The sequence below is a fragment of the Pseudomonas fluorescens genome, from assembly GCF_001307275.1.
GTDB classification, from domain to species: domain Bacteria; phylum Pseudomonadota; class Gammaproteobacteria; order Pseudomonadales; family Pseudomonadaceae; genus Aquipseudomonas; species Aquipseudomonas fluorescens_AA.
In genome coordinates, this window is record NZ_CP012831.1 from 5,929,212 (window position 1) to 5,954,557 (window position 25,346).

22 protein-coding genes are annotated in these 25,346 nt (G+C 63.8%); 13 read left to right on the forward strand and 9 right to left on the reverse strand.

Features of this window, described 5'->3' with window-relative positions:
• Window positions 1–69: 69 nt before the first annotated feature.
• Window positions 70–753 carry a murein L,D-transpeptidase catalytic domain family protein gene (locus AO356_RS26205; protein ID WP_060743207.1) on the reverse strand — a complete coding sequence of 228 codons (684 nt, stop codon included), beginning with the start codon at window positions 751–753 and terminating at the stop codon, window positions 70–72.
• Between the two features lie 162 nt (window positions 754–915).
• Between AO356_RS26205 and AO356_RS26210 the strand changes: the two genes are divergently transcribed.
• Entirely contained in the window at window positions 916–2,478 is a 1,563-nt protein-coding gene (locus tag AO356_RS26210) for a L,D-transpeptidase family protein (RefSeq protein WP_060742265.1), read from the forward strand.
• Window positions 2,479–2,480: 2 nt separating this feature from the next.
• Here AO356_RS26210 and AO356_RS26215 read toward each other — a convergent pair whose 3' ends face one another.
• Entirely contained in the window at window positions 2,481–3,110 is a 630-nt protein-coding gene (locus AO356_RS26215) for an NAD(P)H-dependent oxidoreductase (RefSeq protein WP_060742266.1), read from the reverse strand.
• An 82-nt stretch (window positions 3,111–3,192) separates the two neighbouring features.
• On the opposite strand from AO356_RS26215, the gene AO356_RS26220 reads away from it, so the two are divergent.
• From AO356_RS26220 to AO356_RS26235, 4 genes are all read left to right on the forward strand, one after another.
• Window positions 3,193–3,816: a TetR/AcrR family transcriptional regulator gene (locus AO356_RS26220; protein WP_060742267.1), complete on the forward strand. Its 624-nt coding sequence runs from the start codon at window positions 3,193–3,195 to the stop codon at window positions 3,814–3,816.
• Window positions 3,817–4,352: 536 nt separating this feature from the next.
• Window positions 4,353–6,914 carry a nitrite reductase large subunit NirB gene (gene nirB, locus AO356_RS26225; protein WP_060742268.1) on the forward strand — a complete coding sequence of 854 codons (2,562 nt, stop codon included), beginning with the start codon at window positions 4,353–4,355 and terminating at the stop codon, window positions 6,912–6,914.
• A complete protein-coding gene (gene nirD / locus AO356_RS26230; protein WP_060742269.1) occupies window positions 6,914–7,300 on the forward strand; it encodes a nitrite reductase small subunit NirD in 387 nt (128 codons plus the stop codon). The genes nirB and nirD overlap by 1 nt, the downstream gene beginning before the upstream one ends.
• 180 nt (window positions 7,301–7,480) lie before the next feature.
• Window positions 7,481–7,921: a CBS domain-containing protein gene (locus AO356_RS26235; RefSeq protein ID WP_003202071.1), complete on the forward strand. Its 441-nt coding sequence runs from the start codon at window positions 7,481–7,483 to the stop codon at window positions 7,919–7,921.
• A 9-nt stretch (window positions 7,922–7,930) separates the two neighbouring features.
• Here the strand turns inward: AO356_RS26235 and AO356_RS26240 are convergent, their stop codons facing one another.
• Both AO356_RS26240 and AO356_RS26245 read right to left on the reverse strand, forming a co-directional pair.
• Window positions 7,931–8,968: an AraC family transcriptional regulator gene (locus AO356_RS26240; RefSeq protein ID WP_060742270.1), complete on the reverse strand. Its 1,038-nt coding sequence runs from the start codon at window positions 8,966–8,968 to the stop codon at window positions 7,931–7,933.
• The gene (locus AO356_RS26245) at window positions 8,965–9,879 is read right to left on the reverse strand and encodes a GGDEF domain-containing protein (protein WP_060742271.1); all 915 of its coding nucleotides are present in this window, start codon (window positions 9,877–9,879) and stop codon (window positions 8,965–8,967) included. Before AO356_RS26245 ends, AO356_RS26240 begins: the two co-directional genes overlap by 4 nt.
• A 447-nt stretch (window positions 9,880–10,326) precedes the next feature.
• Here AO356_RS26245 and AO356_RS26250 point away from each other — a divergent pair, with 447 nt between their 5' ends.
• The 5 genes from AO356_RS26250 to AO356_RS26270 all read left to right on the forward strand — a co-directional run bounded on the left by AO356_RS26250 (window position 10,327) and on the right by AO356_RS26270 (window position 17,027).
• Window positions 10,327–12,855: a TonB-dependent receptor gene (locus tag AO356_RS26250; protein WP_060742272.1), complete on the forward strand. Its 2,529-nt coding sequence runs from the start codon at window positions 10,327–10,329 to the stop codon at window positions 12,853–12,855.
• Window positions 12,856–13,060: 205 nt separating this feature from the next.
• On the forward strand, window positions 13,061–14,977 hold the full coding sequence (locus AO356_RS26255) for a phytase (RefSeq protein ID WP_060743208.1): 1,917 nt from the start codon (window positions 13,061–13,063) through the stop codon (window positions 14,975–14,977).
• 64 nt (window positions 14,978–15,041) lie between these two features.
• Window positions 15,042–15,749 carry a protein TolQ gene (tolQ, locus tag AO356_RS26260; RefSeq protein ID WP_060742273.1) on the forward strand — a complete coding sequence of 236 codons (708 nt, stop codon included), beginning with the start codon at window positions 15,042–15,044 and terminating at the stop codon, window positions 15,747–15,749.
• A gap of 13 nt (window positions 15,750–15,762) precedes the next feature.
• Window positions 15,763–16,209 carry a protein TolR gene (gene tolR, locus AO356_RS26265; RefSeq protein WP_060742274.1) on the forward strand — a complete coding sequence of 149 codons (447 nt, stop codon included), beginning with the start codon at window positions 15,763–15,765 and terminating at the stop codon, window positions 16,207–16,209.
• Window positions 16,206–17,027, forward strand: a complete 822-nt coding sequence (locus tag AO356_RS26270) for an energy transducer TonB (protein WP_060742275.1) — start codon at window positions 16,206–16,208, stop codon at window positions 17,025–17,027. The genes tolR and AO356_RS26270 overlap by 4 nt, the downstream gene beginning before the upstream one ends.
• A gap of 150 nt (window positions 17,028–17,177) precedes the next feature.
• Here the strand turns inward: AO356_RS26270 and AO356_RS26275 are convergent, their stop codons facing one another.
• Genes AO356_RS26275 through AO356_RS26295 form a run of 5 tightly spaced genes read right to left on the reverse strand, consistent with a single transcriptional unit; the run spans window position 17,178 to window position 22,726 of the window.
• Window positions 17,178–18,071 carry a helix-turn-helix domain-containing protein gene (locus tag AO356_RS26275; RefSeq protein WP_060742276.1) on the reverse strand — a complete coding sequence of 298 codons (894 nt, stop codon included), beginning with the start codon at window positions 18,069–18,071 and terminating at the stop codon, window positions 17,178–17,180.
• Between the two features lie 32 nt (window positions 18,072–18,103).
• Window positions 18,104–18,571, reverse strand: coding sequence for a response regulator (locus AO356_RS26280; protein ID WP_060742277.1), 468 nt, complete (start codon window positions 18,569–18,571; stop codon window positions 18,104–18,106).
• Window positions 18,568–20,880, reverse strand: coding sequence for an ATP-binding protein (locus AO356_RS26285; RefSeq protein ID WP_060743209.1), 2,313 nt, complete (start codon window positions 20,878–20,880; stop codon window positions 18,568–18,570). The genes AO356_RS26280 and AO356_RS26285 overlap by 4 nt, the downstream gene beginning before the upstream one ends.
• Window positions 20,877–21,545 (reverse strand): response regulator, encoded by a 669-nt coding sequence (locus tag AO356_RS26290; RefSeq protein WP_060742278.1) that lies wholly within the window; start codon window positions 21,543–21,545, stop codon window positions 20,877–20,879. Before AO356_RS26290 ends, AO356_RS26285 begins: the two co-directional genes overlap by 4 nt.
• Complete coding sequence (locus tag AO356_RS26295) at window positions 21,542–22,726, reverse strand: sensor histidine kinase (protein WP_060742279.1); 1,185 nt, start codon at window positions 22,724–22,726, stop codon at window positions 21,542–21,544. Before AO356_RS26295 ends, AO356_RS26290 begins: the two co-directional genes overlap by 4 nt.
• Before the next feature lie 173 nt (window positions 22,727–22,899).
• Here AO356_RS26295 and AO356_RS26300 point away from each other — a divergent pair, with 173 nt between their 5' ends.
• From AO356_RS26300 to AO356_RS26310, 3 genes are all read left to right on the forward strand, one after another.
• Window positions 22,900–23,421 carry an SgcJ/EcaC family oxidoreductase gene (locus AO356_RS26300; RefSeq protein WP_060742280.1) on the forward strand — a complete coding sequence of 174 codons (522 nt, stop codon included), beginning with the start codon at window positions 22,900–22,902 and terminating at the stop codon, window positions 23,419–23,421.
• Window positions 23,422–23,662: 241 nt separating this feature from the next.
• Window positions 23,663–24,172, forward strand: coding sequence for a sigma-70 family RNA polymerase sigma factor (locus AO356_RS26305; protein WP_060742281.1), 510 nt, complete (start codon window positions 23,663–23,665; stop codon window positions 24,170–24,172).
• Window positions 24,172–25,116, forward strand: a complete 945-nt coding sequence (locus AO356_RS26310) for a FecR domain-containing protein (RefSeq protein ID WP_060742282.1) — start codon at window positions 24,172–24,174, stop codon at window positions 25,114–25,116. Before AO356_RS26305 ends, AO356_RS26310 begins: the two co-directional genes overlap by 1 nt.
• Window positions 25,117–25,346: the final 230 nt, after the last annotated feature.

Genomic DNA, 25,346 nt, shown 5'->3' on the forward strand with positions numbered 1-25,346 from the left:
TCGAAAGGCCGGCATTTTAACCTGTGGCGAGACAGCTTGCTCCCGCTCAGTTACGCAGCGACGGCCTGTTCAGCCACCGCTGGTAGCCAGAATGCTCGCCACCTGTTGCGGCTGGCAGTTGAGATAGGCCGAACGCTTGAGCCAGCCCGGGTCCGGGTACCAGGAAAACATGAATTGGCCGCCCTTGAGCTTGTCGATCACCTGCCGCGCCACTTGCGGGCGCACGGCCGGGCAACCCTGACTGCGGCCGATACGTCCCTGGCGCACGCTCCACAGCGGATTCACGTAGTCGGCGGCATGGATCACGATGGCCCGGTCACGGGCCTGGTCATTGAAGCCCGGCTCCAGGCCGTCCATGCGCAGTGAATAGCCGTGGGTGCCCTGGTAGCTTTCCTGGGTGCGGAACAGGCCCAGGCTCGACTGATAGCTGCCCAGGCGATTGGAGAATTGCGTGGCGAAATTTTCCCCGGATTTCTGCCCATGGGCCACCAGGTCGCGCAGCACCAGCTTCTTCTGGCGCAAGTCGAAGATCCACAAGCGCCGGGCCGTGGACGGTTGCGAGTAGTCGATCACCGCCAGGTGACGGGCCTGGCCAGCGCCATTGGCGACCGCGCATTGCATGGCGCTCAAGGCACTTTTGAGCGCCAGGGGATTGAGTTCCGGCGCTGCCTGGGCGAGGCTGTGGTAAAGCGTTTGCGACTTTGCCTTTTTTTCGGCCAGCGCCGGGCTGCAAATGATGCCCAGGCCCAGCATGAGCAGGCAGAATCGGCGCAAAAAGCCCGATACAGGCGAAGGGGTTCCAACGTGGTGTTCGTTCGCGGCATCCCGTCCGATTTCGTTTGTCTGCATGATGGCGGGTCGTACCTGTCGCAAAATTCACCGTCAACGAGACGGCCATGGATTGGAGTAAAGCAGTTGTTCAAAAAGTCCGCATGTTACCTGAGCCTTTTATTGCTCACTGCGCCATTGGTCGCCACAGCCGAAGACAGCGATCCGGCACTGGTGCAGACCACCCTGGCGCAATTGGCGGCCGCGTGCCCGGACGTCGCGGTGGGTGCCGACTTTCCGACACTGCTCGACTTGCAGGCGTTCTATCAGCAAAACGCAGGCCAGGAAGTCTGGTCGGACGACGAACGACGGGGGGCGTTGCAGGTCCAGTTGCAACAACTGGCCGATGACGGTCTGGATCCCGCGCGCTATGGCTTGCCGGGCGAGGGGGTAACCCAAGTCCCTCATTGTGCCGACATCGCCATCAGCCGGCGCTACCTGCAAGCCTTGCATGACCTGCGTTTCGGCTACCTGCCTCAAGACCGGCTGGAACCGGTGTGGAAGGCCAACCCACCGCCACAGGACCACCCGGCCGTGGTACTGGCCATCGCCGGGCTGGGTCTGCAGAACCTGGCCGACGCTTTTGAACAGGCGCGGCCGAACCTGGACCTCTACCGCAACCTGCGCGGCCTCTATGCCCGGCTGCGGCAACAGCCTTTGGCCGAATGGCAAGCGGTGCCGGGCGGGCCGTTGCTGCAACCGGACAAACAGGACGCCCGCGTACCCGCCCTGGCCCAACGACTGTTCAACGAGGGTTACCTGAGTACGCCGCCGCAGGTGAGCGACGAGCACTACAGCCCCATGCTGGTGGAGGCGATGAAGAGCTTCCAGGCCCAGCATTCGTTGCAGGCCGATGGCGTGGTGGGGCCGTGGACCGTTACCGAGCTGAACATCAGCCCGGCCATGCGCCGCGAGCAGTTGCGCATCAACCTGGAGCGCATGCGCTGGCTGGCCCAGGACGTGGAGACCGATAGCGTCCTGGTCAACGTGGCGGCGGCGCAGTTGACGGTCTACCAGGGCGGCGCGCCGGTCTGGCAAACCCGCACCCAGGTGGGCCGTGCGCAACGGCAGACGCCGTTGCTCAAATCCCACGTCACCCGACTGACACTCAACCCGACCTGGACCATTCCGCCGACCATCATGCGCGAAGACAAACTGCCCGAGATCCGTCGCGATCCGGAGTTTCTCAGCCGCCACAACCTGCGGATCCTCGATGGCGATGGCCTGCCGTTGCTGGCGGAAAATATCGACTGGGAGCACCCGGGCAATCTCATGTTGCGCCAGGATCCAGGTCCGAAGAACCCGTTGGGCAAAATGGCGATCCGTTTTCCCAATCCGTTTTCGGTGTACCTGCATGACACACCGAGCCAGGCGTTGTTCAGCAAAGGCCCGCGGGCCTTCAGTTCAGGCTGCGTGCGGATCGAGCAAGTGATGCACTTGCGCGACCTGCTGGTAAGCCCGGCCGAACGCGCGCGCACCGACACGTTGCTGGCCAGTGAGTCGACCCACGAGTTCAGGCTGGCCCGGCCCGTGCCGATCCTGCTGGGCTACTGGACAGCACAAGCGGACAGCCAGGGCCAGGCGGTGTATATCCCGGATATCTACGGGCGTGACGCGACACTGTCTGCCGCCCGTGGTCGTGCGCTCTGACCTCAGGCGCATGCGGTCGCGGGCGCGTGGGTGGTTTCGTCGAGCGTTGCGAATAACCGCTGGCCGATAACGCCGGCGGCCTGCAAATGCTGTTGCGGATCGGCGGTTTCCGAGTCGAGCAAACGCTGGGAACTCACTACCCGGGCACCGCAATAACCGAAAATGCCATGGTCGATCTGCGTGGTCATCGCCTCACCGTAGCCATGGCGTTGGAAGCTGTCGGCATCGGCGCCACCGACTTCCACCAAATGGACCTGCAGGTGCTGCAGCTTCTGGATAAACGGCTTGTCGAGGCTGAAATCGAACGCCCAGCCGTTGGAAAACACCCGGTCGATCCAGCCTTTGAGCAGTGCCGGCATGGACCACCAATAAATCGGATAGACCAACACCAACGCGTCGGCACGGTCGATTCTGGCTTGCTCGGCCAGCACATCCGCGGGTGGCAAGGCCTCGCGGTGGTGCACGGCGTGGTCGGCAAAGCTGAAGCGCGGATCGAAGCCTTCGGCAGCCAGGTCGGCGATCTCGAACGTATTTGCAGGGTTGGCGCGGGTGATGCCCTCGGCGATTTTCCCGGCCAGGCTGTGGGTGAGGGAGCGCGGATCGTGGTGGGCCACAACGATGAGTGCATGCATGGCGAAACTCCTTCTGGTCACGAGGTCTTGATGACAGGTATGCTTAAGTTACGCTTAGTAAGTTACGGTTGGTAAAGTTAGCATGTCAAGCACTGACGAACATTCGCAGGCTTCACCTCGGCGTCGTTTATCCCGGCACGACCGGCAGCGCCAATTGCTGGATGCCGCCTGGCGACTGGTGCGCGAGGAGGGCAGTGACGCCCTGACCCTGGCCCGGCTGGCGGATCAGGCGGGGGTGACCAAACCCATCGTCTACAACCACTTCATTACCCGGTCTGGGCTGCTGGCGGCGCTTTACCAGGATTTCGATGCCCGCCAGACCGCGCTGATGGAGGCGGCCCTGGATGCCAGTGACGCCACCTTGCAAAGCCGGGCAGCGGTGATCGCTTCTTCCTACGTCGAATGCGTGTTGTTGCAAGGGCGAGAGATTCCCGGGGTGATTGCAGCGTTGACCAGCTCGCCGGAGCTGGAACGTATCAAGCGCGAATACGAGGGCATTTTCCTCGACAAGTGCCGCGCGGTGCTGGCGCCGTTCGCCGGCACGAAGGGCATCACCCAGGCCGGTTTGCGGGCGATGCTGGGAGCGGCGGAAGCACTGTCCAATGCCGCCGCTACTGGGGAAATCAGCGCTGACGAGGCGAAGGAAGAGTTGTTGGCCAGTATCGTGGCGATGGTGACCAGGACCGCCGATACCCCTTCGAGTTGACCCACCGCTATCGCGAGCAAGCTCGCTCCCACATTGGTTATTGGATGGACTCAAGTTCGGAATTCACCGCAACTCCCCTGTGGGAGCGAGCTTGCTCGCGATGACGGTCCTACGGTGAACGACTGCACTTTTATGAAGCCGCAGGCGGGGTGATCGCACCATCGCAAGGCAGTTGGCGGTGCCTGCGAAACGGCGCAGGAGGCTGGTCAGCTTGCGGTGACTGAGCCGGCGGTTTCGCGGCCAGGCCCGCTCCCACAGGGGATCGTCGGCGAATTCGAGGTTGTGAATCCATTGCGGATGAGGTTTGGCACGCTCGCTGCAAGAGGCTATTCAGGCCCACCGTGAACACAGTCGAGTGGGCAGCCCCGTCGGTCAACGAAGATCGAGCGCCAGCAGGCCGGGGGACAACGGTAGGTCAGGGCGCAGTCGCCGGGCCGATACCGCACAGAACAGGCAAAGACGCCTGGAACCGCAAGGTTTCAGGCGTCTTTTTTTTTGCTTTCAAAATCGTGATGGGCTTTTGTCGGGTGCTTTTTATGAATTCCAACGTTGCTTCTCTGAACAAGCTGCAAACGCTGATCGTGATCGGCAATGGCATGGTCGGCCATCACTGCGTCGAGCAACTGATCGAACGCGGTGCCCTCAATCATTACCACGTGCATGTGTTCAGCGAAGAGCCGATGCGTGCCTACGACCGCGTGCACCTGTCCGAGTACTTCTCCGGGCGTGATGCCGAGTCCCTGGCCCTGGGCGAAGCGTCGTTGTACCAGACACCCGGCGTCACGTTGCACTTGGGCGTACCCGTGCTGGAAATCGACCGCCAGGCGCGCCAGGTCGTCACTGCCCGGGAGCGCCTCAGCTACGACAAGCTGGTGCTCGCCACCGGTTCCTACCCGTTCGTGCCACCGATCCAGGGCGCCGAGGGTGACTCTTGCCTGGTCTACCGCACCCTCGAAGACCTGGATGCGATCCGCGCCGCTGCCAGCAATGCCCGCCGCGGCGTGGTGGTCGGTGGCGGCCTGCTGGGCCTGGAAGCGGCCAACGCCCTCAAGACCCTGGGCCTGGAAGCCCATGTGGTGGAATTCGCGCCACGGCTGATGCCAGTACAGTTGGACACTCAGGGCGGCTTGGCCCTCAAGGCGCGCATTGAAAGCCTGGGCGTCGGCGTGCACCTGTCCAAGGGCACCCAGTCCATCAGCGCCGGTGAGCAGTACCGTTATCGGATGAATTTCGGCGACGACGATTTCCTGGAAACCGACCTCATCGTGTTTTCCGCCGGTATCCGCGCCCAGGATGCCCTGGCACGCCAGAGCGACCTGCAGATCGGCCCGCGCGGCGGCGTGGTGATCGACGATCATTGCCAGAGCAGCGATCCGGACATCTACGCCATCGGCGAATGCGCAGCCTGGAACGGCAGCATTTTCGGCCTGGTCGCCCCGGGCTACCAGATGGCCCGCAACGTCGCGGCCCGGCTGTGCGGCGAAAGCGCTGAAGCCTTCACCGGCGCCGACATGTCCACCAAGCTCAAGTTGCTGGGCGTGGACGTCGGCTCCATCGGCGATGCCCATGGCAACACTCCAGGTTCGCGCAGCTTCCAGTTCATCGACGAAACCAGCGCCAGCTACCGGCGGCTGGTGGTGGACGCCACCGGCAAGCGCGTGATCGGCGCGGTGCTGGTGGGGGACAACAGCTACTACGACACCTTGCTGCAATACATGCAGAACGGCATCGCCTTGCCCAAGGATGCCGCCAGCCTGATCCTGCCATCGTCCGAAGGCGCCCCGACCCTGGGCCCGGCGGCGTTGCCCGAAACCGCGACGATTTGCTCGTGCCACAACGTCACCAAGGGCTCGATCTGTTCGGCCATCGACGGCGGCTGTACCGATCTCGGCCAGCTCAAATGCGACACCAAGGCCGGTACCGGTTGCGGTGGTTGCGCGGCCCTGGTCAAGCAAGTGTTCGAGCACGAATTGATTGCCCGCGGCGTCAGCGTCGACAAGAGCCTGTGCGAACACTTCGCCTACACCCGCCAGGAGTTGTATGCGCTGGTGCGCGTTGAAGGCATCATCAGTTTCGAAGAACTGCTGGCCAAGCACGGTCGTGGTCACACCGGCTGCGACCTGTGCAAGCCGGCGGTGGGCTCGATCCTGGCGTCGTGCTGGAACCAGCCGATCATGGACCCATCCCTGGTGGCGCTGCAGGACACCAACGACACCTTCATGGCGAACATGCAGAAAAACGGCACCTACTCGGTGGTGCCGCGCATCGCCGGCGGGGAAATCACCGCCGACAAACTCATCGCCATCGGCGTGGTCGCGAAGAAATACGACCTCTACACCAAGATCACCGGCGGCCAGCGCATCGACCTGTTCGGCGCCCAGTTGCACCAGTTGCCGGACATCTGGGCCGAGCTGATCGAAGCCGGTTTCGAAACCGGCCATGCCTACGGCAAATCCACCCGTACGGTGAAATCCTGCGTGGGCAGTACCTGGTGCCGCTACGGCGTGCAGGACAGTGTGCAGATGGCTCTGACCCTCGAAGATCGCTACAAAGGCCTGCGCTCGCCGCACAAGCTCAAGTTCGCCGTGTCCGGTTGCACCCGCGAGTGCGCCGAGGCCCAGAGCAAGGACGTCGGCGTGATCGCCACCGAGAAGGGCTGGAACCTCTACGTGGCCGGCAACGGCGGTATGCGTCCCCGTCACGCCGAGCTGTTCGCCACGGACCTGGATGACGCCACGCTGATCCGCTACATCGACCGTTTCCTGATGTTCTACATCCGCACCGCCGACAAACTGCAACGGACCTCGGTCTGGCGCGAAAGCCTGGAAGGTGGCCTGGACTACCTCAAGGACGTGATCATCCACGACAGCCTGGGCCTGGGCGCCGAGCTTGAAGCCCAGATGCAACTGGTGGTCGACCGCTACGAATGCGAATGGGCCAACGCCTTGAAGGACCCGGACAAACTCAAGCGTTTCCGCACCTTCGTCAACGACAAGCGCGGCGATCCGGACGTTCACTTCGTCCGCGAGCGCGGCCAGCGTCGGCCGGTTCACGCCCATGAACTCCACCTGATTCCCGTTACCGAGGAGGTGCTCTGATGAGCCAGTCAAACGTCGTTCGTATTCCCGCCCGCGATGTCGCCCAGGAGCCCTTGCAGTGGCGTGCCCTGTGCAGCCGCGCCGACCTGGTGCCCAACTCCGGCGTGGTCGCCTGGCACGACGGCAGCCAAGTGGCGTTGCTCTATCTGCCGGAACATGAGGACAAGCCGCTGTACGCCATCGACAACCGCGACCCCAAGTCCGGTGCGAACGTCATCGGCCGCGGTTTGCTGGGCAGCATCAAGGGTGACCTGGTGATTGCCTCGCCGATGTACAAGCAGCATTTCCGCCTGGAAGACGGCCATTGCCTGGAGTACCCGGAACAAAGCCTGCGGGTGTGGCCGGTGCGTTTGAATGGCGATGTGGTGGAGATTGGCGAAGACTGATCCGTGAGTTGAAAGCTGAATGAAAACCTGTGGGAGCGAGCTTGCTCGCGATAGCGGTGCATCAGTCAATACTAATGCTGCTGATCCAACGCTATCGCGAGCAAGCTCGCTCCCACAGGGGATGTTTTAACTGACAGCATGATGTTCGAACATGCCTTTGGCTGAATGTGGGGATGAACAATGAAAACCGCTGCCCAACTGGTGAGACTCAAGAGTGTGCAGAACCAGCAGGTCCACAGCATCGCGCCGGAGCAGACGGTGCTCGAAGCGCTGCAGATCATGGCCGAAAAAAATGTCGGCGCGCTGCCGGTGATCGAGGACGGCCAGGTGGTGGGTGTGTTCAGCGAGCGGGACTACGCGCGCAAGATGGTGCTCAAGGGGCGGTCGTCGGTGGGTACGACGGTGCGTACCATCATGAGTGCCCCGGTGGTCACCGCCGACAGCCAGCAGAGCATCGACCGCTGCATGGAAGTCATGACCGACAGCCACTTGCGGCACTTGCCGGTGCTGGATAACGGGCAGTTGATCGGCCTGCTGTCCATTGGCGACCTGGTGAAAGAGGCGATTGTCGAGCAGGCGGACCTGATCCGGCAGTTGGAACACTACATTCGCGGGCACTGAGCCCACCGTTCAGCCCAGCATCAGCAACTGCCGGATCAGATTCGGCGTGCTGCCGGTCCAGCGTTTGAACGAGCGACGGAAGTTCGCCGTATCGTTGAAGCGCAAGTACTGCGCCACTTCCTCGTTGCTGAACCCCTTGACCTGATACAGATACAAAGCCACGTGGGTGTGCACCCGGTCGACCTGTTGCTGGAACCCGGTGTGGTGCTTGTGCAACTTGCGCTTGAGGGTCGCCGGGCTCATGGCGAAGGCCTGGGCGGTTTGTTTCAGGCTTGGCGTCTGCTGCACATGGGCGTGCAGGTAGTCGTAGAGGCAATCCAGGAAGCTTGACGCGAAGCCCAGTTGGTTGAGCTGGTCCAGGGCTTCGACCCGTGCCACCTGGCCGGCGGTGGCCGACACGTTGGGCCAGGGCTGGGCGAGGCAGTGGCGGGGCAGGCGCATCAGGTCCAGGGGACGGTCGAATTGCGTGTGCTCGCCCAGGTGTACCCAATACTGCTCGACGTAGCGCGGCTCGCTGTGGCGAAAACTGCACTGCCAGGGCAGGCGTTCACCGCTGAGCCAGGCGCTCATCGCCACCATCGAGGTCATGCTCGCCTCCAGCACGAAGCGCCATTGTTCCCCGGCACCGCAGCTGTCCAGCCAATGGACATAGGCGTAGTGCTCGTCCAGCAACAGGCGCGGGGCTGCCAACGGGCTGAGCAGCGCCTGCTGGTCGATCAGGCTTTGCAGGGCCTGATGCAGATTCTGTGCGTGGCGCAAGGCGTGGCTCGCGGGTCCGTAGTGGCCGGGCAACAGCCGCTGGCCAAACAGGAAGCTGCTGTCGCTGGCATCCAGTAAGCGCCGGCTGTTGTCGATCAGGCCGAGGAATTGCTGCGGGCTGATACGGCTCTGTCCGGCGAGGATATCGTCATGGAACAGTCCGGTGCCGCGCAGGAGGCGATGGCTGTCGATGTCCCGCGACAGCGCCAGGTCGATCAGCGCGGCAGGCTGATAGTGCCCCGGAATGAAGCGGCTGTCGGTTTCGTACCAGCAGGTCTTGAGCGTCATGCGCTTTTCGCCAACGTGGTCCGGGACTGGGCCAGTGCCAGGTTCAGGCGTTTGAGCAAAGCGTCGGGGGCTTCGTCGAACGCCATCACCACCGCCGTGCTGGCGGCCAGTTGCAAGCGCTCGCCGTGTTGCCGGGTCTTGTGGGCCAGGCTGCGCACCGCGATTTCCAGTTCCAGGGCCAGGCGCCGGGCCTGGCTCTCGCCGGTGTCCGGCAGCAGCACCACGAAGCGATCGCCGGCCAGGCGGCACAGCAGGTCCTGGCGACGCAGGTTCAAGACCAGCAACTGACTGATCGCTTGCAGCACCGCATCGCCTTCGCCGTGGCCGAAGCGTTGGTTGATGGCGGTGAAGTTGTCCAGATCCAGGGCCAGCAACGACAGTGGCTGCTGGCGGCGCCGAGTGTCTTCCAGGCTGGCGGACAGTTCGTGCTTGAGAAAGTCGGCGCCCCCCAACGGCGTGAGCTTGTCGAACAGGCGGTGCTCACGGAACAGTCGCTCGCGCTTCTCCATTTGCCCGTTGATCGCCAGCTGTTCGCGGTGCCAGTGATAGATGCCGAGGGTCAGCAGGATCATGCCCACCGGCATGGGCCCGGATTCGAGCCAGTGATCCCAAGTGATGCTGTCGGGCAAGCGGATGAATTCGTCGAGGCTGTCGATCCACCAGGAAAAGAAGATGCAGCCCAGGCCCAGGACCAGGTAGTTGGTCACCCGCCCGGCCGGGCGGCTTTTCAATACCAGCCCCAGCCAGACCAGCGCCAGCAGCGCCGAGCCACCTTCGCCGAGAATATCCAGCCAGACCCACTCGGCAATGGGTTTGAGTTCGCCGCTGGCCAAATGCAGGATCAGCCCGAGGTTGGCCGCCAGCAGAAGCAGGGCGAGTTTGAAGCGATGCGGGCGAAGCACGGAGAACATGGCCGAAGTCCTTTGCCAGAAGCGGAATGCGGCCCAGCACAGCAGATGGATGTGACAGTGCGGTGACGGCGGGTAACGGGGTGGGGGAGGTCGAATCAGCTCATCGGTCATCCGGTTTTTTTGCGACAACACTGCCCCTGTGGCGAGGGAGCTTGCTCCCGCTCGACTGCGCAGCAGGCGCAGATGGTCTGTCTGCCAGGACCGTGGCGCCTGGTTGTGGGGGCGCTGTGCGCCCCAGCGGGAGCAAGCTCCCTCGCCACGGAGTTTCCGAGCGTGGTTCCAGCAGGTCATTTCAGCTCATTCCGGCTCGCCAACCCCGCTAAATCAGCCGATTGCAGCCCCTCCAGCCAACCCCTGTCACAGAACCGTCATTCCCCACCCCTAGCGTGCCCTCCCAGTTGCCGGGCCACTGCCTGGCGGATTTCCGGATTCCTGGGGAGGATCACCATGTACCACCGCACAAGCACCGCCGGGCTCGTCGGTTTCACCTTCACCGCGTTGGCGATGGCCATTGCCAGCGAACGACTGAGTGCCGCCGAGCAAGCGGCCGGCGCCACGGAACACGTTGAAGTGGTCGGCCAGGCGGCGAGTATCGACCAGGCCCTCAAGGAACAGCGCAGCGCCGACAGCATCAAGAGCGTGGTGCATGCCGACGGCGTGGCGCAGTTGCCGGATGAAAACGTCGCCGAAGCGGTGCAGCGCCTGCCCGGTGTCAGCGTCGAGCGCGACCAGGGCGAAGGCCGGTTTGTCAGCGTGCGAGGCCTGGGGCCGGACCTCAACAGCGTGACCATCAACGGCACCCTGGTGCCGGCTCCGGAAAGCGAGCGTCGCGCCGTTGCCCTGGATGTGTTGCCCTCGGAACTGGTGCAGTCGTTGTCGGTGATCAAGACCCTGACGCCGGACATGGACGCCAACTCCCTGGGCGGTACGGTGGATGTGAAAAGCCTCTCGGCCTTCGACCACAAGGGGCTGTTCTACACCGGCAGCAGCGAAGCCAGCTATGACAAGAACACCGGCCAGACCAGCCCGAAATTCTCCGGCGCCATCAGCGACCGTTTCAGCCTTGGCGACGGTATCGACAACTTTGGCGTGGCCGCGGCGCTGAGCTGGCAGAAGCGCGACTTCGGTTCGGACAACGTCGAAACCGGCGGTGCCTGGGATTTCGCGCAGGGTTCACGCCTCGAAGAGTTCGAACAGCGCGACTACGACATCCGCCGCGAGCGGGCCGGTGGCGGCTTGAACTTCGACTACAAGCCCGATGACTTCAGCAGCTATTACCTGCGCACGCTGTACAGCCGCTACAAGGACAGCGAAACCCGCAACGCCGCCAGCATCGCCTTTGAAAACCCGCAAGCCGCCGGGCAACTGGGGGACGCCGAGGGCGAGCGCAAGCTCAAGCAACGTGAAGAAACCCAGGAAATCCAATCCTACGTACTCGGTGGCGAGCGCCTGTTCGGTCTCTGGACCCTGAGTGGCCAGGGCGGCTACAGCCAATCCAGCGAAGACAGTCCCGGCCATATTGCCGGGGCTACCTTCGAAGGCATCGATGGTTTCAACAGTGGTTTCTACGACAACGACAAGCCGCGGCCAATCATCGGCTCGGGGTTCTACGATCCGGCCAACTTCAGCCTCGACAAGGTGGACTGGGAAGCGCAGAAGACCACCGACACCGAGAAAAACCTGCGCCTGGACCTGGCTCGGGACTATGACTTCAGCGGCTCTGCGTCCCAAGTCAAATTCGGTGGCAAAGTCAGCCGGCGGGACAAGGACAACGACCTGGACGCCTGGGTCTACGAAGATTTCGACGACCTGGGTTTCACCGACGAGCAGCTGAACCTCGGGCAGTTCCAGAAAGGCACCGTGGACTACCGTCTCGGTCGCTTCGGCCCGGGCATCAGCGCCGATGCCATCAAGCAGTTGCTGGGCGGCCTGAACCGCGACGAGTTTTTCGACGAACAAGAATCGCGAGTCAACGACTTCAAGATGAGCGAGGACATCAATGCCGCGTACCTGATGAACACCGTCGACATCGATGATTGGCGCTTCATCGCTGGCATGCGCTACGAAGGTACCGAATTCGAAGCCAAGGGCAGCGGCGCGACTGACGGCGTCTTCACCGATACCGAGACCCGTCGCAAGTATCACCACTGGTTGCCGGGCCTGCACGCGCGCTACCAATTGGACAAGAACACCCAGGTGCGTGCGGCCTGGACCAAGTCCGTGGTGCGTCCAACCTTCGGGCAATTGGCGCCAGGTTTTGTCATCGACGATGACGAGGCCACTTTCGGCAACCCGGAGCTCAAGCCGCTGGAATCGAGCAACCTGGACCTGGGGATCGAGCATTTCATGGGCCACGCCGGCACGGTCTCGGCCTTCGTGTTCTACAAGGACATCAAGCATTTCGTCTACAACACCGACCTGGCCGGTACGGGCGCCTGGACCGATTTTTCAGAAGCCCACAGCTACGCCAACGGCGACAGCGCCAAGCTGTACGGCCTGGAATTGGCCTACTCGCAAAAATTCGACTGGCTGCCGGCCCCCTGGAACGGGCTGCTGTTGGGGGCCAACACCACCTTCAGCCGTTCGGACGCCGAGATTGAAGGTTTCGACCAGGCCAGCGGTACCCAGCGCAAGCGCAGCATCGACCTGCCGAACCAGTCGGACACGGTCGGCAACCTGATGCTGGGTTGGGAAAACGACAAGCTGAGCCTGCGGCTGTCGGCCAACTACAAGTCAGCGTACCTGTTCGAACTGGCGTCCATCGGCGACCGCGACCATGACCTGCACGTAGACGCCCAGACCTTCGTCGATTTCAGCGCGCGTTACTCGCTGACCAAGAACCTGCAAGTCAGCCTCGAGGCCCAGAACCTCACCGACGAGTCTTATTTCGTCTACACCGGCCACCGTTCCTATAACGGCCAGTACGAAGAGTACGGCCCGACGTACAAGCTGGGGCTGACCTTTACCCATTTCTGATTCGCGAACCTGATCACTTGTGGCAAGAGGATTTGGCTGTGGGAGCAAAGCTTGCTCGCGATGCAGGCGCCCCGGTTCCCGGGAGACCCGCGTTGTCTTCGTCGCGAGCAAGCTTTGCTCCCACAGATGAATTCCCTGGCAATAGAAGTGAGCAACAAGCCCGTTTGAGTCTGACTGAACGACAAGGATTTTTCCGTTGAACAAGATGTTTTCCTTACCCAAGCGCTGCCTACTGGCGATGGCGCTCAGCCTGGCATCAGCCGCCGCCCTGGCAGCTGCTTCAGCGCCCAAGCTAAAACTGCAACCCTGGCCTCAAGCCCAGGCGCTGTCTCTCAACGCCTTGGCATTCCTGCCTGGCGCTGCAACCACCGAACGACTGGCCAGTGCCCGCGAGGGCCTGTTCTTGCTCGATGGCCAAGGGCGCGAGCTGACGCGCCTGAAAGGTGCCTTCGAGGGCCTCGACAGTCGGCTCCTGGGCGCGAACGTGCTGGTCGCCAGCCTCGACAGCGAGCGCCAGCAAGCCATGGTCGTCAGCCTAGACCCACAAAACCATCAGTGGGGCACGCCGCTGTACCTGCCCACGCGAGACTTCCCGGTAAACGGCCTGTGCCTGTACCGCGACGAGGCGAGCAACCTGTTTGTGTTCCTGGTGGGGGAAGAGGGCAAGGGCGAGCAATGGCTGGTGGGTGCCGGCGAGCGGTTGGGCGCGACCGCCCAACGGGTGCGTGGCTTGCCACTGCCGCCGGACGCCAAGACCTGCCAAGTGCAGGACGCCAGCCAGCAATTGTTCGTCAACGAAGAGCGGATCGGCTGGTGGGCCTACCCGGCATCCTCCGAGGCTGAGACCGTGCGGGTGCCGGTGGCGATGCGTGCACCGTTCGGCGACATCCAGCAGGCGGCCGGCGCCTTGGCGGTCTTGCCCGGTGGCGTATTGGGCCTAGATCCAGAGGCTGTGCAATTGCACCTGTATCAACAGGACGGCAAAGGCTGGACACCCCGCGCCACGTTGTCGCTGCCGGGCCTGAAGGAACCGGAAAGCCTGGCGGCACGCCGGACGAAAACCGGTATCGAGGTGCTGCTGCGCGACGATGACGACGGGCGCCTGTATCAGGGAGAACTCAACTGGCAACCCACGCCCATGCCCTTGCCGCCGGTACTGCCCACGGTGGCTGCCATCGCCCAGAGCGAGCCGGTGGCCCGCCAGGGCGATGCCGCGGATGACCCGGCGATCTGGGTGCATCCGACCACGCCGGGCTTGAGCCGGGTGTTGGGCACCAACAAAAAGCAAGGCCTGCTGGCCTACGACCTGCAAGGAAAGTTGCTGCAGGAGCTGCCGGTCGGGCGCCTGAACAACGTCGATGTGCGGGCGAACTTCAAGCTGGGCACGCAAACCGTCGATCTGGCGGTGGCCAGCAACCGTGATCGCAACAGCTTGAGCCTGTTCAGTATCGACCGCGCCAGTGGCGAGTTGCGCGAAGCGGGGGAGATTGCGACGCCATTGAAGGACATCTACGGCATCTGCCTGTTCCAGCCCGCCGAAGGCGAGCTGTACGCCTTCGCCAACGGCAAGGACGGGCGCTTTGTGCAATATCGCCTGAGTGCGCCGGACGGCGTGGTGCAAGGCCAGTTGGTGCGCCAGTTCAGCGTCGACAGTCAGCCCGAAGGCTGCGTGGCCGATGAGCAGCGCCAGCGCTTGTTTCTCGGAGAGGAAGACGTGGGTGTCTGGACGATGGATGCCCGGGCCGACCAGCCGGCGACCTTGAGCAGTGTGATCAAGGTTGGCCCGTCGTTGCACGCTGACGTCGAGGGCATGGCCTTGTACCAGGCCAAGGGTCGCGACTACCTGGTGATCTCCAGCCAAGGCAACGACAGCTACCTGGTGCTCGATGCCGAGCCTCCGTTCGCCGTGCGGGGCGCGTTCCGGGTCGGCCTGAACGCGGCGGCGGGCATTGATGGTGCGTCGGAGACCGACGGCCTGGAAGTGACCTCGGTGAACCTCGGCGGGCCCTGGAGCCAGGGCATGTTGGTGGTCCAGGACGGCCGCAAGCGCATGCCCGAACAGACCCAGAACTTCAAGTTCGTGCCCTGGGCCGACGTGGCGAAAGCCCTGCGTCTGCCTTGAGCGGCACTGTCATCAACCGGTCACGAACATTTCATCGAATAGCAGCCAGACAGGAGTTCTACCCATGCAAGCCACTTTGGAACACATGACAATCTGGGGCCTGATCAGTGACGCGAGTCTGCTGGTCAAGGCGGTCATGCTCACCTTGCTGCTGGCCTCGCTATTGAGCTGGTACCTGATCATCCAGCGCAGTGCCGTGCTGCAACGCAACGAGCGTCAGCTCAATGGTTTCATGCAACGTTTTCGCAGCACCCAGGACCTGTTGCCCCTGTACCGGGAACACGCACAAATACGTGAAGACGAGGGCGGCGTCACGCCGATTTTCCAGGCAGGCTTGCTGGCCTTCACTCAGCTTAACCAGCCCTCCTGTACGCCCGAGGTTGTGCTCGAAGGCGTCGAGCGTTCGCTACAGGTAGCGATCAGCGAACAGGAAGTGCACTTGGAGAAAGGTTTGCAGTTTCTCGCCACCGTCGGCTCGGTCAGCCCTTACATCGGCTTGTTCGGCACGGTCTGGGGGATCATGAATGCGTTCCTCGGCCTGTCCCAGGTGCAACAGGCCAGCCTTTCCACCGTGGCACCGGGCATCGCTGAAGCGCTGATCGCCACGGCCATCGGCTTGTTCGCGGCGATCCCGGCGGTGATTGCCTATAACCGTTTTGCCGCCCGCGGCCAGACCCTGCTGACCCGTTACTACGGGTTTGGCAACGAACTGCAGGCGCGTCTGCACCGCAAGCTGCACGGCGCCCCGGTGAACCTGGCCTCGGCCGCTTGAAAGGAGAGGACAGATGCTCGTCAAGCCCCAACGCAAGCACGGTCCCAAGGCCGAGATGAACGTGGTGCCGTACATCGACGTGATGTTGGTGCTGCTGGTGATTTTCATGGTCACCGCGCCGATGCTGACCCAGGGTGTGAAGATCGAACTGCCCAAGGTCGCGAGCGAAGCGCTGGCCACCGACAGTCGCCAGCAAATCCTCACCCTGTCGGTAAAGGCCGAAGGCGGTTACTACTGGAACCTGGGCGGTGAGCTGGACACCCGCCACCAGACCGACAGCGCCGTGGACCTGGAGCAGATGCGCGCCAAGGTGGCGCAGGTCGTGGCTGAGCGCAGCGACACCCAGGTGTACATCCGAGCCGATGATCATGCCGATTACGGCCGGGTCGTCGCGGCCATGGCCGCCCTGCAGCAGGGCGGCGTGAGTAACCTGGGGCTGGTGACCGAGGCGCCGCAATGACGGCGATGATCATGCACAGTCCCGCCTTGAGCGTACCCGCGTCGAGCCATCACGGTTTCTGGAGAAACAGCCTGGCGGCGGGACTGGCCGTGGCTCTGCACGCCGCAATAGCTGCGCTGTTGGTGTTGGGGTGGAGCGTGGAGAAGCCCGCCGCCGAAACGCCGCGGGTGTTGCGTACGCAACTGGTGATGCTGCCGGCCGCACCGCTGCCCGAGGCGCCTGCACTGGCGCCTGTCATCCCTGTTGCACCACCCGTGGCCGAACCCGTCCCGCCACCCGCGCAAGCGCCACTTCCTGTCCCCACCAAGCCGCTTGTCGACCCGCGAGCCGCGGCGCAGAAGCTGGAACAGGCGGCGCTGGCCCGCAAACGGGTCGAGGAGCAAAAACGCGAGCAACAGGTGCAACAGCAGCAGCGTGAACGCCTGGAAAGTGAGCGGCGCAGGCAAGACGCCGAGCAGCAAGCAGCCGAACAACAGCGCCAGGCCCGGCAGGCGCAAGCACTCGCCGAGCAACGCCACGCCGAGCAGGCGCGCCAGGCCGCCGCCGACAGCCGCAGCTATCAGCCCCTGAGCAAGCAAGCGCCGGACTATCCGCAACGGGCCCTGGACAAGGGCTTGGAGGGCGATTGCACCGTGGAATACAGCGTGATGCCGGACGGGCGGATCGACAGTCCCAAGGTGCTCGACGGCTGCCACCCGCTGTTCATCCGCCCGTCCCTCGCCGCCGCCCAGACGTTCCGTTATCAGCCGCGAATCATTGATGGCAAGGCGGTGACGGTGCCGGCGGTGCGCAATACCTTTCATTACCGGATCAAATGAATACAGGCCTGGCAGCAAATACCTGTGGGAGCGAGCTGGCTCGCGATAGCGGTGGAGCCGTTGCCATCAGTGTTGACGGGGCTGACGCCATCGCGAGCAAGCTCGCTCCCACAGGGGTTGTGTGCGGCCACATTGTGGCGTCATCGGCTTTTACTTGCGGTAATGACTCGGCGCCACGCCCACTTCGCGACGGAATATCTGGGAGAAATGACTGGCGCTGCCATAGCCGACCTCCAGGCCGATATCGATGACGCTGCGCTCGGTTTCGATCAGCAGTTGCCGGGCCCGGGCCATTCTCAACTGGATGAAGTACTGCGAGGGCGAACGCCCGGTGGCGCGCTTGAACAGGCGGCTGAAGTGGTATTCGCTCAGGCCGATGGCCCGCGCCAAGTCACCGAGGTTGAAGGGAGCGGCCAGGTGTTGTTCCATTAACTGGATCACCCGCTTGAGCTTGAAGGCGGGCAGGGCGTTGCGGCCGGACATGTCCTCGGCCCCGGCATCCACATAATGCCGCGCCAGGTGCACCGCCACGCATTGCGCCACGCCCTGGACCAGCAAGGCACTGGTTTCACCGCGTCGGGTCAGCTCCACTCGGATCTGTTCCAGCAAGGCCGAGAGCACTTCATCCCGCCCGCCTGAGACTTCCCGCAGTTGGATCGCGCCGCCGCCCGCTTCGGCGATGGCGCGCTCCAGCAACGCCAGGCCCAAATACACATGCATGACCACGAACGGCTCAGGGCTGGTCACTTGCCAGCGCATTTCATAAGGCACAGGGGAGGTGGTCAGGAAAAAATCCCCGCGGCCCACCGTGTTCGCTTCCCACGGCTCATGAGCGGTGCGCTCCTCGACAATGGCTTGCCCGGACAACACCCAGACCAGCAACGGCTCGGCCACCGCTGGCACGACGATGTGGGCTTCGCAACGCTCACGGACAAAGATCTCCACCAGGATCTCCTTGCTCGATACGCCGTCGGAGGTGGCCAGGCGTTCGCCGCGAATGTGTCCTTGCAGGCCGTTTGCCGATGTTCGTTCGGTGACTTCCATGCTTCGATGGCCTCGATGAAACGGCCGCCGGACTAGACCGGGTCGGCGGCGGGACGGTGCTGGCGCAACAGTTCGATCTGCTGGGACGGGATCAACTCGCGCAACGATTTATAGAGTGCCCGGGTTTCCAGCAGGTTCCAGATGCGCAGCATCGTTTCCAGGGCATCCAGGGGTTTGCTGATGAAGTCCCGGGCGCCGAGGGCCAGGGCCCGCAGGCGGGTGTCACGGGTCGCGTCGGCGGTCAGGACCAGGATCGGCAAGTAGTCGTTGGCCGGGATGCGCCGGTTCAGTTGTTCCAGCACGGCAAAACCGTCGAATGCCGGCATGTGCAGGTCGAGGATGACCAGGTCCGGCTCGAAGCTGTTGAACAGGTCGAGCGTACGCAAGGGCTCGGTGCTGCTCAGTACATTGTGCAGCCCTTCGCGGGCCAGCAGTTGCTCCATCAGGTCCAGGTTGGGGCGCTGATCGTCGACGATCAGAATGCGCAAGTCGCGATTCATGCGGGCTCCGGTAGATAGTGCTCGAGGTGGCCGAGAAAGGCCTGGATATGGATAGGTTTGGTCAGGATCGCCGTGGCCCCGGCGTCGCGCAGGGCGCGATGGGTCAGGTCGCTGGCATCGGCAGTGATCATCAGTACCGGCGTGGCCGCAGTGGCCGGGGATTGGCGCAGGCGCCGCAAGACTTCCAGGCCTTCCAGGTCCGGCAAGGTGACGTCCAGCAGGATCAGTTGCGGCGAGTGCTGGCGGGCGAGGTCCAGGCCCATCTGGCCTTGCATGCTCGATAACAGCTGGATGCCGGGACGGCGCTGCATCAGGGTCTCGATCAGCGCGAGGCTCGACAGGTTGTCTTCAATGCAGAGGATTTTGCCGTGGTAATCCACGGGGGTGCGCGTCACGGCCAGGGCGGCAATGGGCGGCAAGTGCGTGCCGACCACCTGGGTGGCGGGCAGTTGCAGGGTAAAACAGCACCCGTGCCCGGGCTCACTGTGGACCTGCAGATTGCCCTGCATCATCTCCAGCAGGTTCTTGCTCAACGACAAGCCAAGGCCGGTGCCTTCGACCTGCGGATCGGCGCCCAGGCGTTCGAAGGGCTTGAACAGCTGGCCCAGTTGTTCAGGGGCGATGCCATGGCCGGTATCGTGGACGGCGATGCTCACCTGGTGGGCCTGGACGCTCACCTCGATGCGCACCTCGCCGCCGGGCCGGTTGTACTTGATGGCGTTGGACAACAGGTTGAGCAATACCTGCACCAGGCGTTGGCGGTCGGCAAGCACACCACTGTCGTCGGGCAGTGCAGGCAGGTCGATCAAGTGGATCCCGGCGTCGGCGGCCATGGGTGAAACCAGCGTCAAGGCTTCGTGCAGCACCGTCGCCAGGGGGATCGGCTCGATGTTCAGGGGTAGGCGCCCGGCCTCGATCCGGGCGATGTCCAACACCTCGTTGATCAATGCCAGTAAGTGCTGGCCGGCCCGCAGGATGTGGCTGACCTGGGGGCGCTGGCCGGCGGTGGAGTCCATGTCCAGCAGTTGAGCGAAACCCAGGATGGCGTTCAGTGGCGTGCGCAGTTCGTGGCTCATGCGCGAAAGGAATTCGCTCTTGGCCCGGCTGGCGCTTTCCGCTTCTTCGCGGGCGGTGCGCAGGGCGATTTCGGCGGCGCGCCGGTCGGTGATGTCGCGGGTGATTTTGGAGAAGCCGCGCAAGGCGCCCGTGCCATCGTACTGGGCGGTGATGACCACGCTGGCCCAGAAACGGCTGCCGTCCTTGCGGCAACGCCAGCCTTCCTCCATGTAGTGGCCGTCGCGGGTGGCTTCGCGCAGGGCCATGTCCGGGTGCGCCGGGCATTCTTCGGGCAAGTAGAACAGGGAGAAGTGCTGGCCAAGGATTTCCTGCTCGGTGTAGCCCTTGATCCGCTGCGCGCCGGCGTTCCAGGTGGTGACGTAGCCCTGGGCATCCAGCGCGAAGATCCCGTAGTCCTTCACCCCGTCGATGATCAGCCGCAAGCGCTCCTCGTTATCGCGCAGGGCCCGCTCGCGTTCTGCGAGTAACTGCCCAGCCTCCACCAGCCGCGTGCCGAGCTGGCCGATTTCGTCCTGCTCTGGCGGTTGCGGCAACAACGGTTGGCCCAAGGCCAGGCGCTGGGCGTTGCCTTGCACCTGCTGGACCCGGGCGACGATGCCCTTGGATAGAAACAGCACCGCGACAATGGCTCCGAGCAAGCCGCACACCGCCGCCAGCAACGTGGCGAACAGCAGGCGCATGCGCGTGGCCGAGGCGGCGGCACTGCGCTCGGCGAGCAGGCCATCCTCGCGTATGCGCATCGCGCTGATCTGCTCGCGCAGCACATCCAGCACCTGCTTGTTTTCGATCAGGATCGCGGTGATGGCCTCGGGGTCGTCACGCTTGCCGTTGCGCAAGGCGAGTAAACCGTCGAGTTTGTCGGCGATCAGCGGGGTGATGGTCTTGAGGTGCTCGCGCATCCTGGCATCGCGAATGTTGTGGTCCAGGCGCTGCAACGCCGCACGGATCAGCGGCGTGGCTTGTTCGTAGCTGGGCAGGAAATCTTCGCGCCGGGTCAGCAGGTAACCGCGCACGCTGGCCGCTGCCTCGGCCAGCAAGGTATGGACCGTCTGGATATCACCCTGGACGAGCAGCACCCGGCGCACATCCTCCTCGGCCCGTGCGGTCTGCCGTTCGGTGATGTAGATCAGCACCAGCGACAGCAGCAGGACCACCAGGGGCAGGGAAATCACCACCAGGGCCTTGCCTCGCAACGGCAGGTCGGCCCAGCGGCGGGCGGCGAGAAACCTCATGGCCATTGCCCGGCGGGTTGCGCCACCAGCCCCAGGGCCACGCCGCGCACGGCGGCCTGGGTCCGGTCGGCGGCACCCAGTTTGCCGATGACGCGCTCGACGTGGGCCTTGGCCGTGCCGGGTGCGATGCCCAGCTTTTCACCGATTTCACGATTGCTGAAGCCGCCGGCCACCAACCCCAATACCTGGCGCTCACGGGCGGTCAAGGCCTGGACCTGAGGGGCGCCACTGGCACCGCGCTCGGCCATGCGGCGCAGCAGGCGCGCGCTGACTGAACTGTTCAGCGCCTCGTCGCCCTGGGCGACCCGTTTGAGGGCGTCGAGCACCTCATCGCGGCTGGCATCCTTGAGCAGGTAGCCGACCGCGCCCGCACCGATGGCGGCTTCGAGGTGGTCGGGGCTGTCATCCATGGTGAAAATCACCACTTTGATCCCGGGCTGGCGCTGCTGCAGGATCCGCGCCGCGCCCAGGCCGTTGAGGACGGGCATGCGAATGTCGAGAATCGCGATGTCCGGCTGTAGCCGCTCGCACAGGTCGAGGGCCTCCTGGCCGTCGCGGGCCTGGCCGACGACCTCGAACCCCGGGCTGTCGGCGAGCATGCTGATAAACCCGGTGCGGGTGACTTCATGGTCATCGGCCAGCAGCAGGCGCAAAGGACGGTTCATGGCTGTACTCCAGCGGACGGTAGCGGCACGCTGGCCAGCAGGCGGGTGCCGCCGCCGGGCTGGCTGCAACAGGCCAGGTGGCCACCGAGCAGGTTGGCGCGCTCCTGCATGGCGGCCAGCCCCAGGTGGCAACTGCCGTTGGTCTCGATGGGTTGCTCCAGGGCAAAGCCACGGCCATCGTCTTCTACCCGCAGGCTGGCGTGGCCATCTTCCACCGCCAGCCCCAGGCCCACATGACGGGCCTGGGCATGCTTGAGAATGTTGTTGATGCCCTCCTGGGCAATGCGAAACAGGGCGATCTCGGTATTGCCCGGCAGGCGCGCGCTGCTGTGTTCGGCCCAGCTCACGGTCAGGCCCGCGTCACGCAGGCGATCGGCCTCCTTGTCGACGGCTTTGTACAGGCCGAAATCATCCAGTACGTGGGGGCGCAGGCCACCGATCAGTTGCCGGCCCTCGCCGACGCAGCCTTGGGCCAGGTCGAGGATGGCCTGCAACTCGCTCGCCAGCGCCGGCGCCAGCGACGGGCAACGACCGGCGAAACCCTGCAAGCGCTGGTGCAAACCGGCCAGGTTCTGCGCCAGACCGTCGTGCAGGTCGTAGGCCACGCGCTTGCGTTCGTCTTCCTGGGCGCTGAACAAGCGGTGGACCAGTTCGGACATGGTCCGCTCGCGGGCCTGTAGCGCTTCGACCAGGCGGCTGTTCTCCAGGTGCGCCGCCAGCAGCGTCGCCAGCAATTGCAGCGACTCGATGTCTTCGTTGTCCGGCGCGCCGAGGGCGACGCTGTTGCCCAGCAACAACGCCCCGAACGTCACGCCATCGGAGGTGCGCAGTGGAATGCGCAAGACCTGGGGCAGGGCGCTGCCGGGGGATTCCAGCCAATTCGGGCCGGGCGTTTGCGGCTGGGCCAGGTTGGCGAGGAAGTCGACCCGTTCCGCGCTCCCGTGGCTGGCGAGGGTGCGCAGCGTGTGGTCCGGCGCCCATTCCAGCAGCAGGCCGTGGTCCATCGCCATGAAGGCGCATGCCCGTTGCAGCGCACGCTGACGCATGGCCGGCAGTGGCAACTGCGTCAGCTCGTGGCCGGTGCCCAGCAGCAGGCCCAGGCGCGCGGCACGGCTTTGCGACTGCCGATACTGACTGCGGATGGCCAGGGCACTGCCGGGATCATGGGGCGGGCTTTGCATGGGGATGCTCCAGCATGGAAAAAGATCGGACGGTTCGCGGTGACGCCATTAGACCGTGTCACCGGCACCGGGCCTATCTGCCGAATGGCATAGGCAATTGGCACCGGTTGGCCGATGGCGAGAGCCGGGAAGGTCGGCAAAGTGGGCTCATTGAAACCCAAAGGAGCTTTCCGATGAAAATGAAAACCTGTGCCATCGCTGCTTTTTTCCTGCTGAGTGCGCCGCTTGTCCAGGCTGTCGAGGTCACACCCTATGTGTATCGCACAGTGGCCGAGCAGCCCAAGAACGTGAATGACCGGGAAATCGCTGCCCTGTTCGATCGCTGGAACGCCGCGCTGCAAACCGGTAGCGCCACCGCCGTGACCGGCCTCTATGCCCCGGATGCGATTTTGCAACCGACCGTCTCCAACAAGGTGCGCAACACGCCGGCGCAGATCCAGGACTACTTCGAGCATTTCCTGGCCGCCAAGCCGGTCGGACAAATCAACTACCGGGAAATCCGTCACCTGGGGCCCGACGCGGCGATGGACAGTGGTGTCTATACCTTCACACTCACCCAGGCCGATGGTTCCAAGCGTGAGGTCCAGGCGCGCTACACCTTCCTCTATGAGCGCCTCGATGGCCAGTGGAAGATCATCAACCACCACTCTTCGGCCATGCCGGAAGTGCCGAAGACCTTGCATGCCAGTCACTGATCGCACTGCGTGCAAAGACCTGACTGTGGGAGCGAGCTTTGTGGGAGCAAGGCTTGCCCGCGATAGCAGCGCCTCGGTAGCAACTTGCACCCCGAGTCGCCTGCATCGCGAGCAAGCTCGCTCCCACTGGGGAGGGGGCTTGCATCCCGTTTCTAGACTCACTTTGCATAAACAACTTGGATTCCCGCGCGAACATTAATTAGAATCAGTCTCATTTAAGACTTTGCGCGGGCTTCTGGACATGTGTGATGCAGTTACGCCGACGGAGCAATCCCTCCATGCGTTGTACCGTGACCACGGGAGTTGGCTGGAAGGTTGGTTGCGACGGCGCCTGGGCAATGCCTGGGATGCGGCGGACCTGCGCCAGGATACCTTCCTGCGGGTGCTGGCCAGCTCCCAGACCTTGACGGACCTGCAAGAGCCCCGGGCCTATTTGCTGACCGTCGGCAAACGCCTGTTGAGCAATTTCTATACCCGCCGCAATCTGGAACAGGCCTATCTAGACGCTTTGGCGAACCTGCCTGAAGCCTGCGCACCGTCTCCGGAACAGCGTTGGCTGCTGCTGGAAACCCTGCAAGCCCTGGACGAATTGCTGGATGGCCTGCCGCCCTTGGTGCGGCGGGCTTTTTTATGGAGCCAGCTCGAAGGCCTGGGTTATCGCGAGATCGCCGAGCGCCTGCAAGTGTCCGAGCGCACCGTGAAGCGCTACATGGCCCAGGCCTATGAGCATTGCCTGTTGGTGGACTTCTGATGCCTTCGGCGCCATCACCCGAGGCTCGTGAAGCGGCACGGGCGGCTGCCCGTTGGTTGACCCTGATGGAATTCGACGGGGATGCGTTCGACTCGGCGGCCCTGCAACGCTGGCGCGACAGTAGCGTTCACCACGAGGCGGCCTGGCAGAAGGCCCAGCGATTGCGCCAGCGTTTTGCCGGGGTGCCCGCGTCCCTGGGCATGGCAACCCTGGACCGTCCGGCGCTGGCCCGGCGTGCTGTGCTCAAGCGTGCATTGGGCGTCGCCGCGTTGGTCCCGACCGCCTGGCTGCTGGGGCGGGAGCTGCCGCTGGAGGCCTGGCGCGCTGATTTGCACACCGCCACGGGCGAGCAACGGCGCTGGTCGCTGATCGATGGCAGTGTGCTGCAACTGAATACCGACAGCGCCATCGACCTGGACCTCAAGGCCCGGCGCCTGGTGCTGCTGCGCGGTGAGATGGCCCTCAAACTCGCCGGGAGCACGCCGCTATCCGTTCAGTCACCCTATGGGCTCGTCACGATCCATCGTGGCGAAGTCTGCTTGCACTTGGGCGAGGGCGATTGCCGGGTGTCGGTGGTCAGTGGTTCGGCGTACCTGCAACCCCTGCGCGGACCCTCGCTGAGTCTGGAAGAGGGCCAGCAGGTCAACGTCCAGGCCTCAGGCGCGGGGCCGGTGCGGGCGTTCGACGTGGCACAGCTGGGCTGGCTTGACGGGGTACTGGTGGCGCAGGATCAGCCGCTGGGGCATTTCCTGCGGGAACTGAGCCGCTATCGCCCCGGCGTGCTGCGCTGGGACGAAACCCTGGAACCGCTGCGAATCACCGGCAGCTTCCGCCTGGACGACACCGATCGAATCCTCGCGCTGCTGGCGGCCAGCCTGCCGCTGGACGTGCACATGCGCACCCGTTACTGGGTCACGTTGACGCTTCGCAAAAATCTGGCCTGAGGCCTAATGCCAGTCAGTTAAGGATCACACGACACAAAACCTGTGGGAGCAAAGCTTGCTCGCGATGGCGGCAGCCCCGTCAATGGCGTTGTCGACTGGCTCACCGCAATCGCGAGCAAGCTTTGCTCCCGCGGGTTAGAGGCTTGACTGACTGGCATTAGGCCTGAGGCCTGTCCCCTTTTTTTGTCTCGCTTGTCATTCAAGGCAACTGAACAAAAACGAGAGCGCTT

Bases quoted from the DNA above. Each gene is read 5' to 3' on its own strand.
- AO356_RS26250 (WP_060742272.1), top strand. From the start codon at position 10,327: ATGTACCACCGCACAAGCACCGCCGGGCTCGTCGGTTTCACCTTCACC.
- AO356_RS26205 (WP_060743207.1), bottom strand. From the start codon at position 753: ATGCTGGGCCTGGGCATCATTTGCAGCCCGGCGCTGGCCGAAAAAAAG.
- AO356_RS26295 (WP_060742279.1), bottom strand. From the start codon at position 22,726: ATGCAAAGCCCGCCCCATGATCCCGGCAGTGCCCTGGCCATCCGCAGT.
- AO356_RS26300 (WP_060742280.1), top strand. From the start codon at position 22,900: ATGAAAATGAAAACCTGTGCCATCGCTGCTTTTTTCCTGCTGAGTGCG.
- nirD (WP_060742269.1), top strand. From the start codon at position 6,914: ATGAGCCAGTCAAACGTCGTTCGTATTCCCGCCCGCGATGTCGCCCAG.
- AO356_RS26245 (WP_060742271.1), bottom strand. From the start codon at position 9,879: ATGTTCTCCGTGCTTCGCCCGCATCGCTTCAAACTCGCCCTGCTTCTG.
- nirB (WP_060742268.1), top strand. From the start codon at position 4,353: ATGAATTCCAACGTTGCTTCTCTGAACAAGCTGCAAACGCTGATCGTG.
- tolR (WP_060742274.1), top strand. From the start codon at position 15,763: ATGCTCGTCAAGCCCCAACGCAAGCACGGTCCCAAGGCCGAGATGAAC.
- AO356_RS26285 (WP_060743209.1), bottom strand. From the start codon at position 20,880: ATGAGGTTTCTCGCCGCCCGCCGCTGGGCCGACCTGCCGTTGCGAGGC.
- AO356_RS26235 (WP_003202071.1), top strand. From the start codon at position 7,481: ATGAAAACCGCTGCCCAACTGGTGAGACTCAAGAGTGTGCAGAACCAG.
- AO356_RS26255 (WP_060743208.1), top strand. From the start codon at position 13,061: ATGTTTTCCTTACCCAAGCGCTGCCTACTGGCGATGGCGCTCAGCCTG.
- AO356_RS26240 (WP_060742270.1), bottom strand. From the start codon at position 8,968: ATGACGCTCAAGACCTGCTGGTACGAAACCGACAGCCGCTTCATTCCG.
- AO356_RS26270 (WP_060742275.1), top strand. From the start codon at position 16,206: ATGACGGCGATGATCATGCACAGTCCCGCCTTGAGCGTACCCGCGTCG.
- AO356_RS26215 (WP_060742266.1), bottom strand. From the start codon at position 3,110: ATGCATGCACTCATCGTTGTGGCCCACCACGATCCGCGCTCCCTCACC.
- tolQ (WP_060742273.1), top strand. From the start codon at position 15,042: ATGCAAGCCACTTTGGAACACATGACAATCTGGGGCCTGATCAGTGAC.
- AO356_RS26280 (WP_060742277.1), bottom strand. From the start codon at position 18,571: ATGAATCGCGACTTGCGCATTCTGATCGTCGACGATCAGCGCCCCAAC.
- AO356_RS26305 (WP_060742281.1), top strand. From the start codon at position 23,663: ATGTGTGATGCAGTTACGCCGACGGAGCAATCCCTCCATGCGTTGTAC.
- AO356_RS26310 (WP_060742282.1), top strand. From the start codon at position 24,172: ATGCCTTCGGCGCCATCACCCGAGGCTCGTGAAGCGGCACGGGCGGCT.
- AO356_RS26220 (WP_060742267.1), top strand. From the start codon at position 3,193: ATGTCAAGCACTGACGAACATTCGCAGGCTTCACCTCGGCGTCGTTTA.
- AO356_RS26290 (WP_060742278.1), bottom strand. From the start codon at position 21,545: ATGAACCGTCCTTTGCGCCTGCTGCTGGCCGATGACCATGAAGTCACC.
- AO356_RS26275 (WP_060742276.1), bottom strand. From the start codon at position 18,071: ATGGAAGTCACCGAACGAACATCGGCAAACGGCCTGCAAGGACACATT.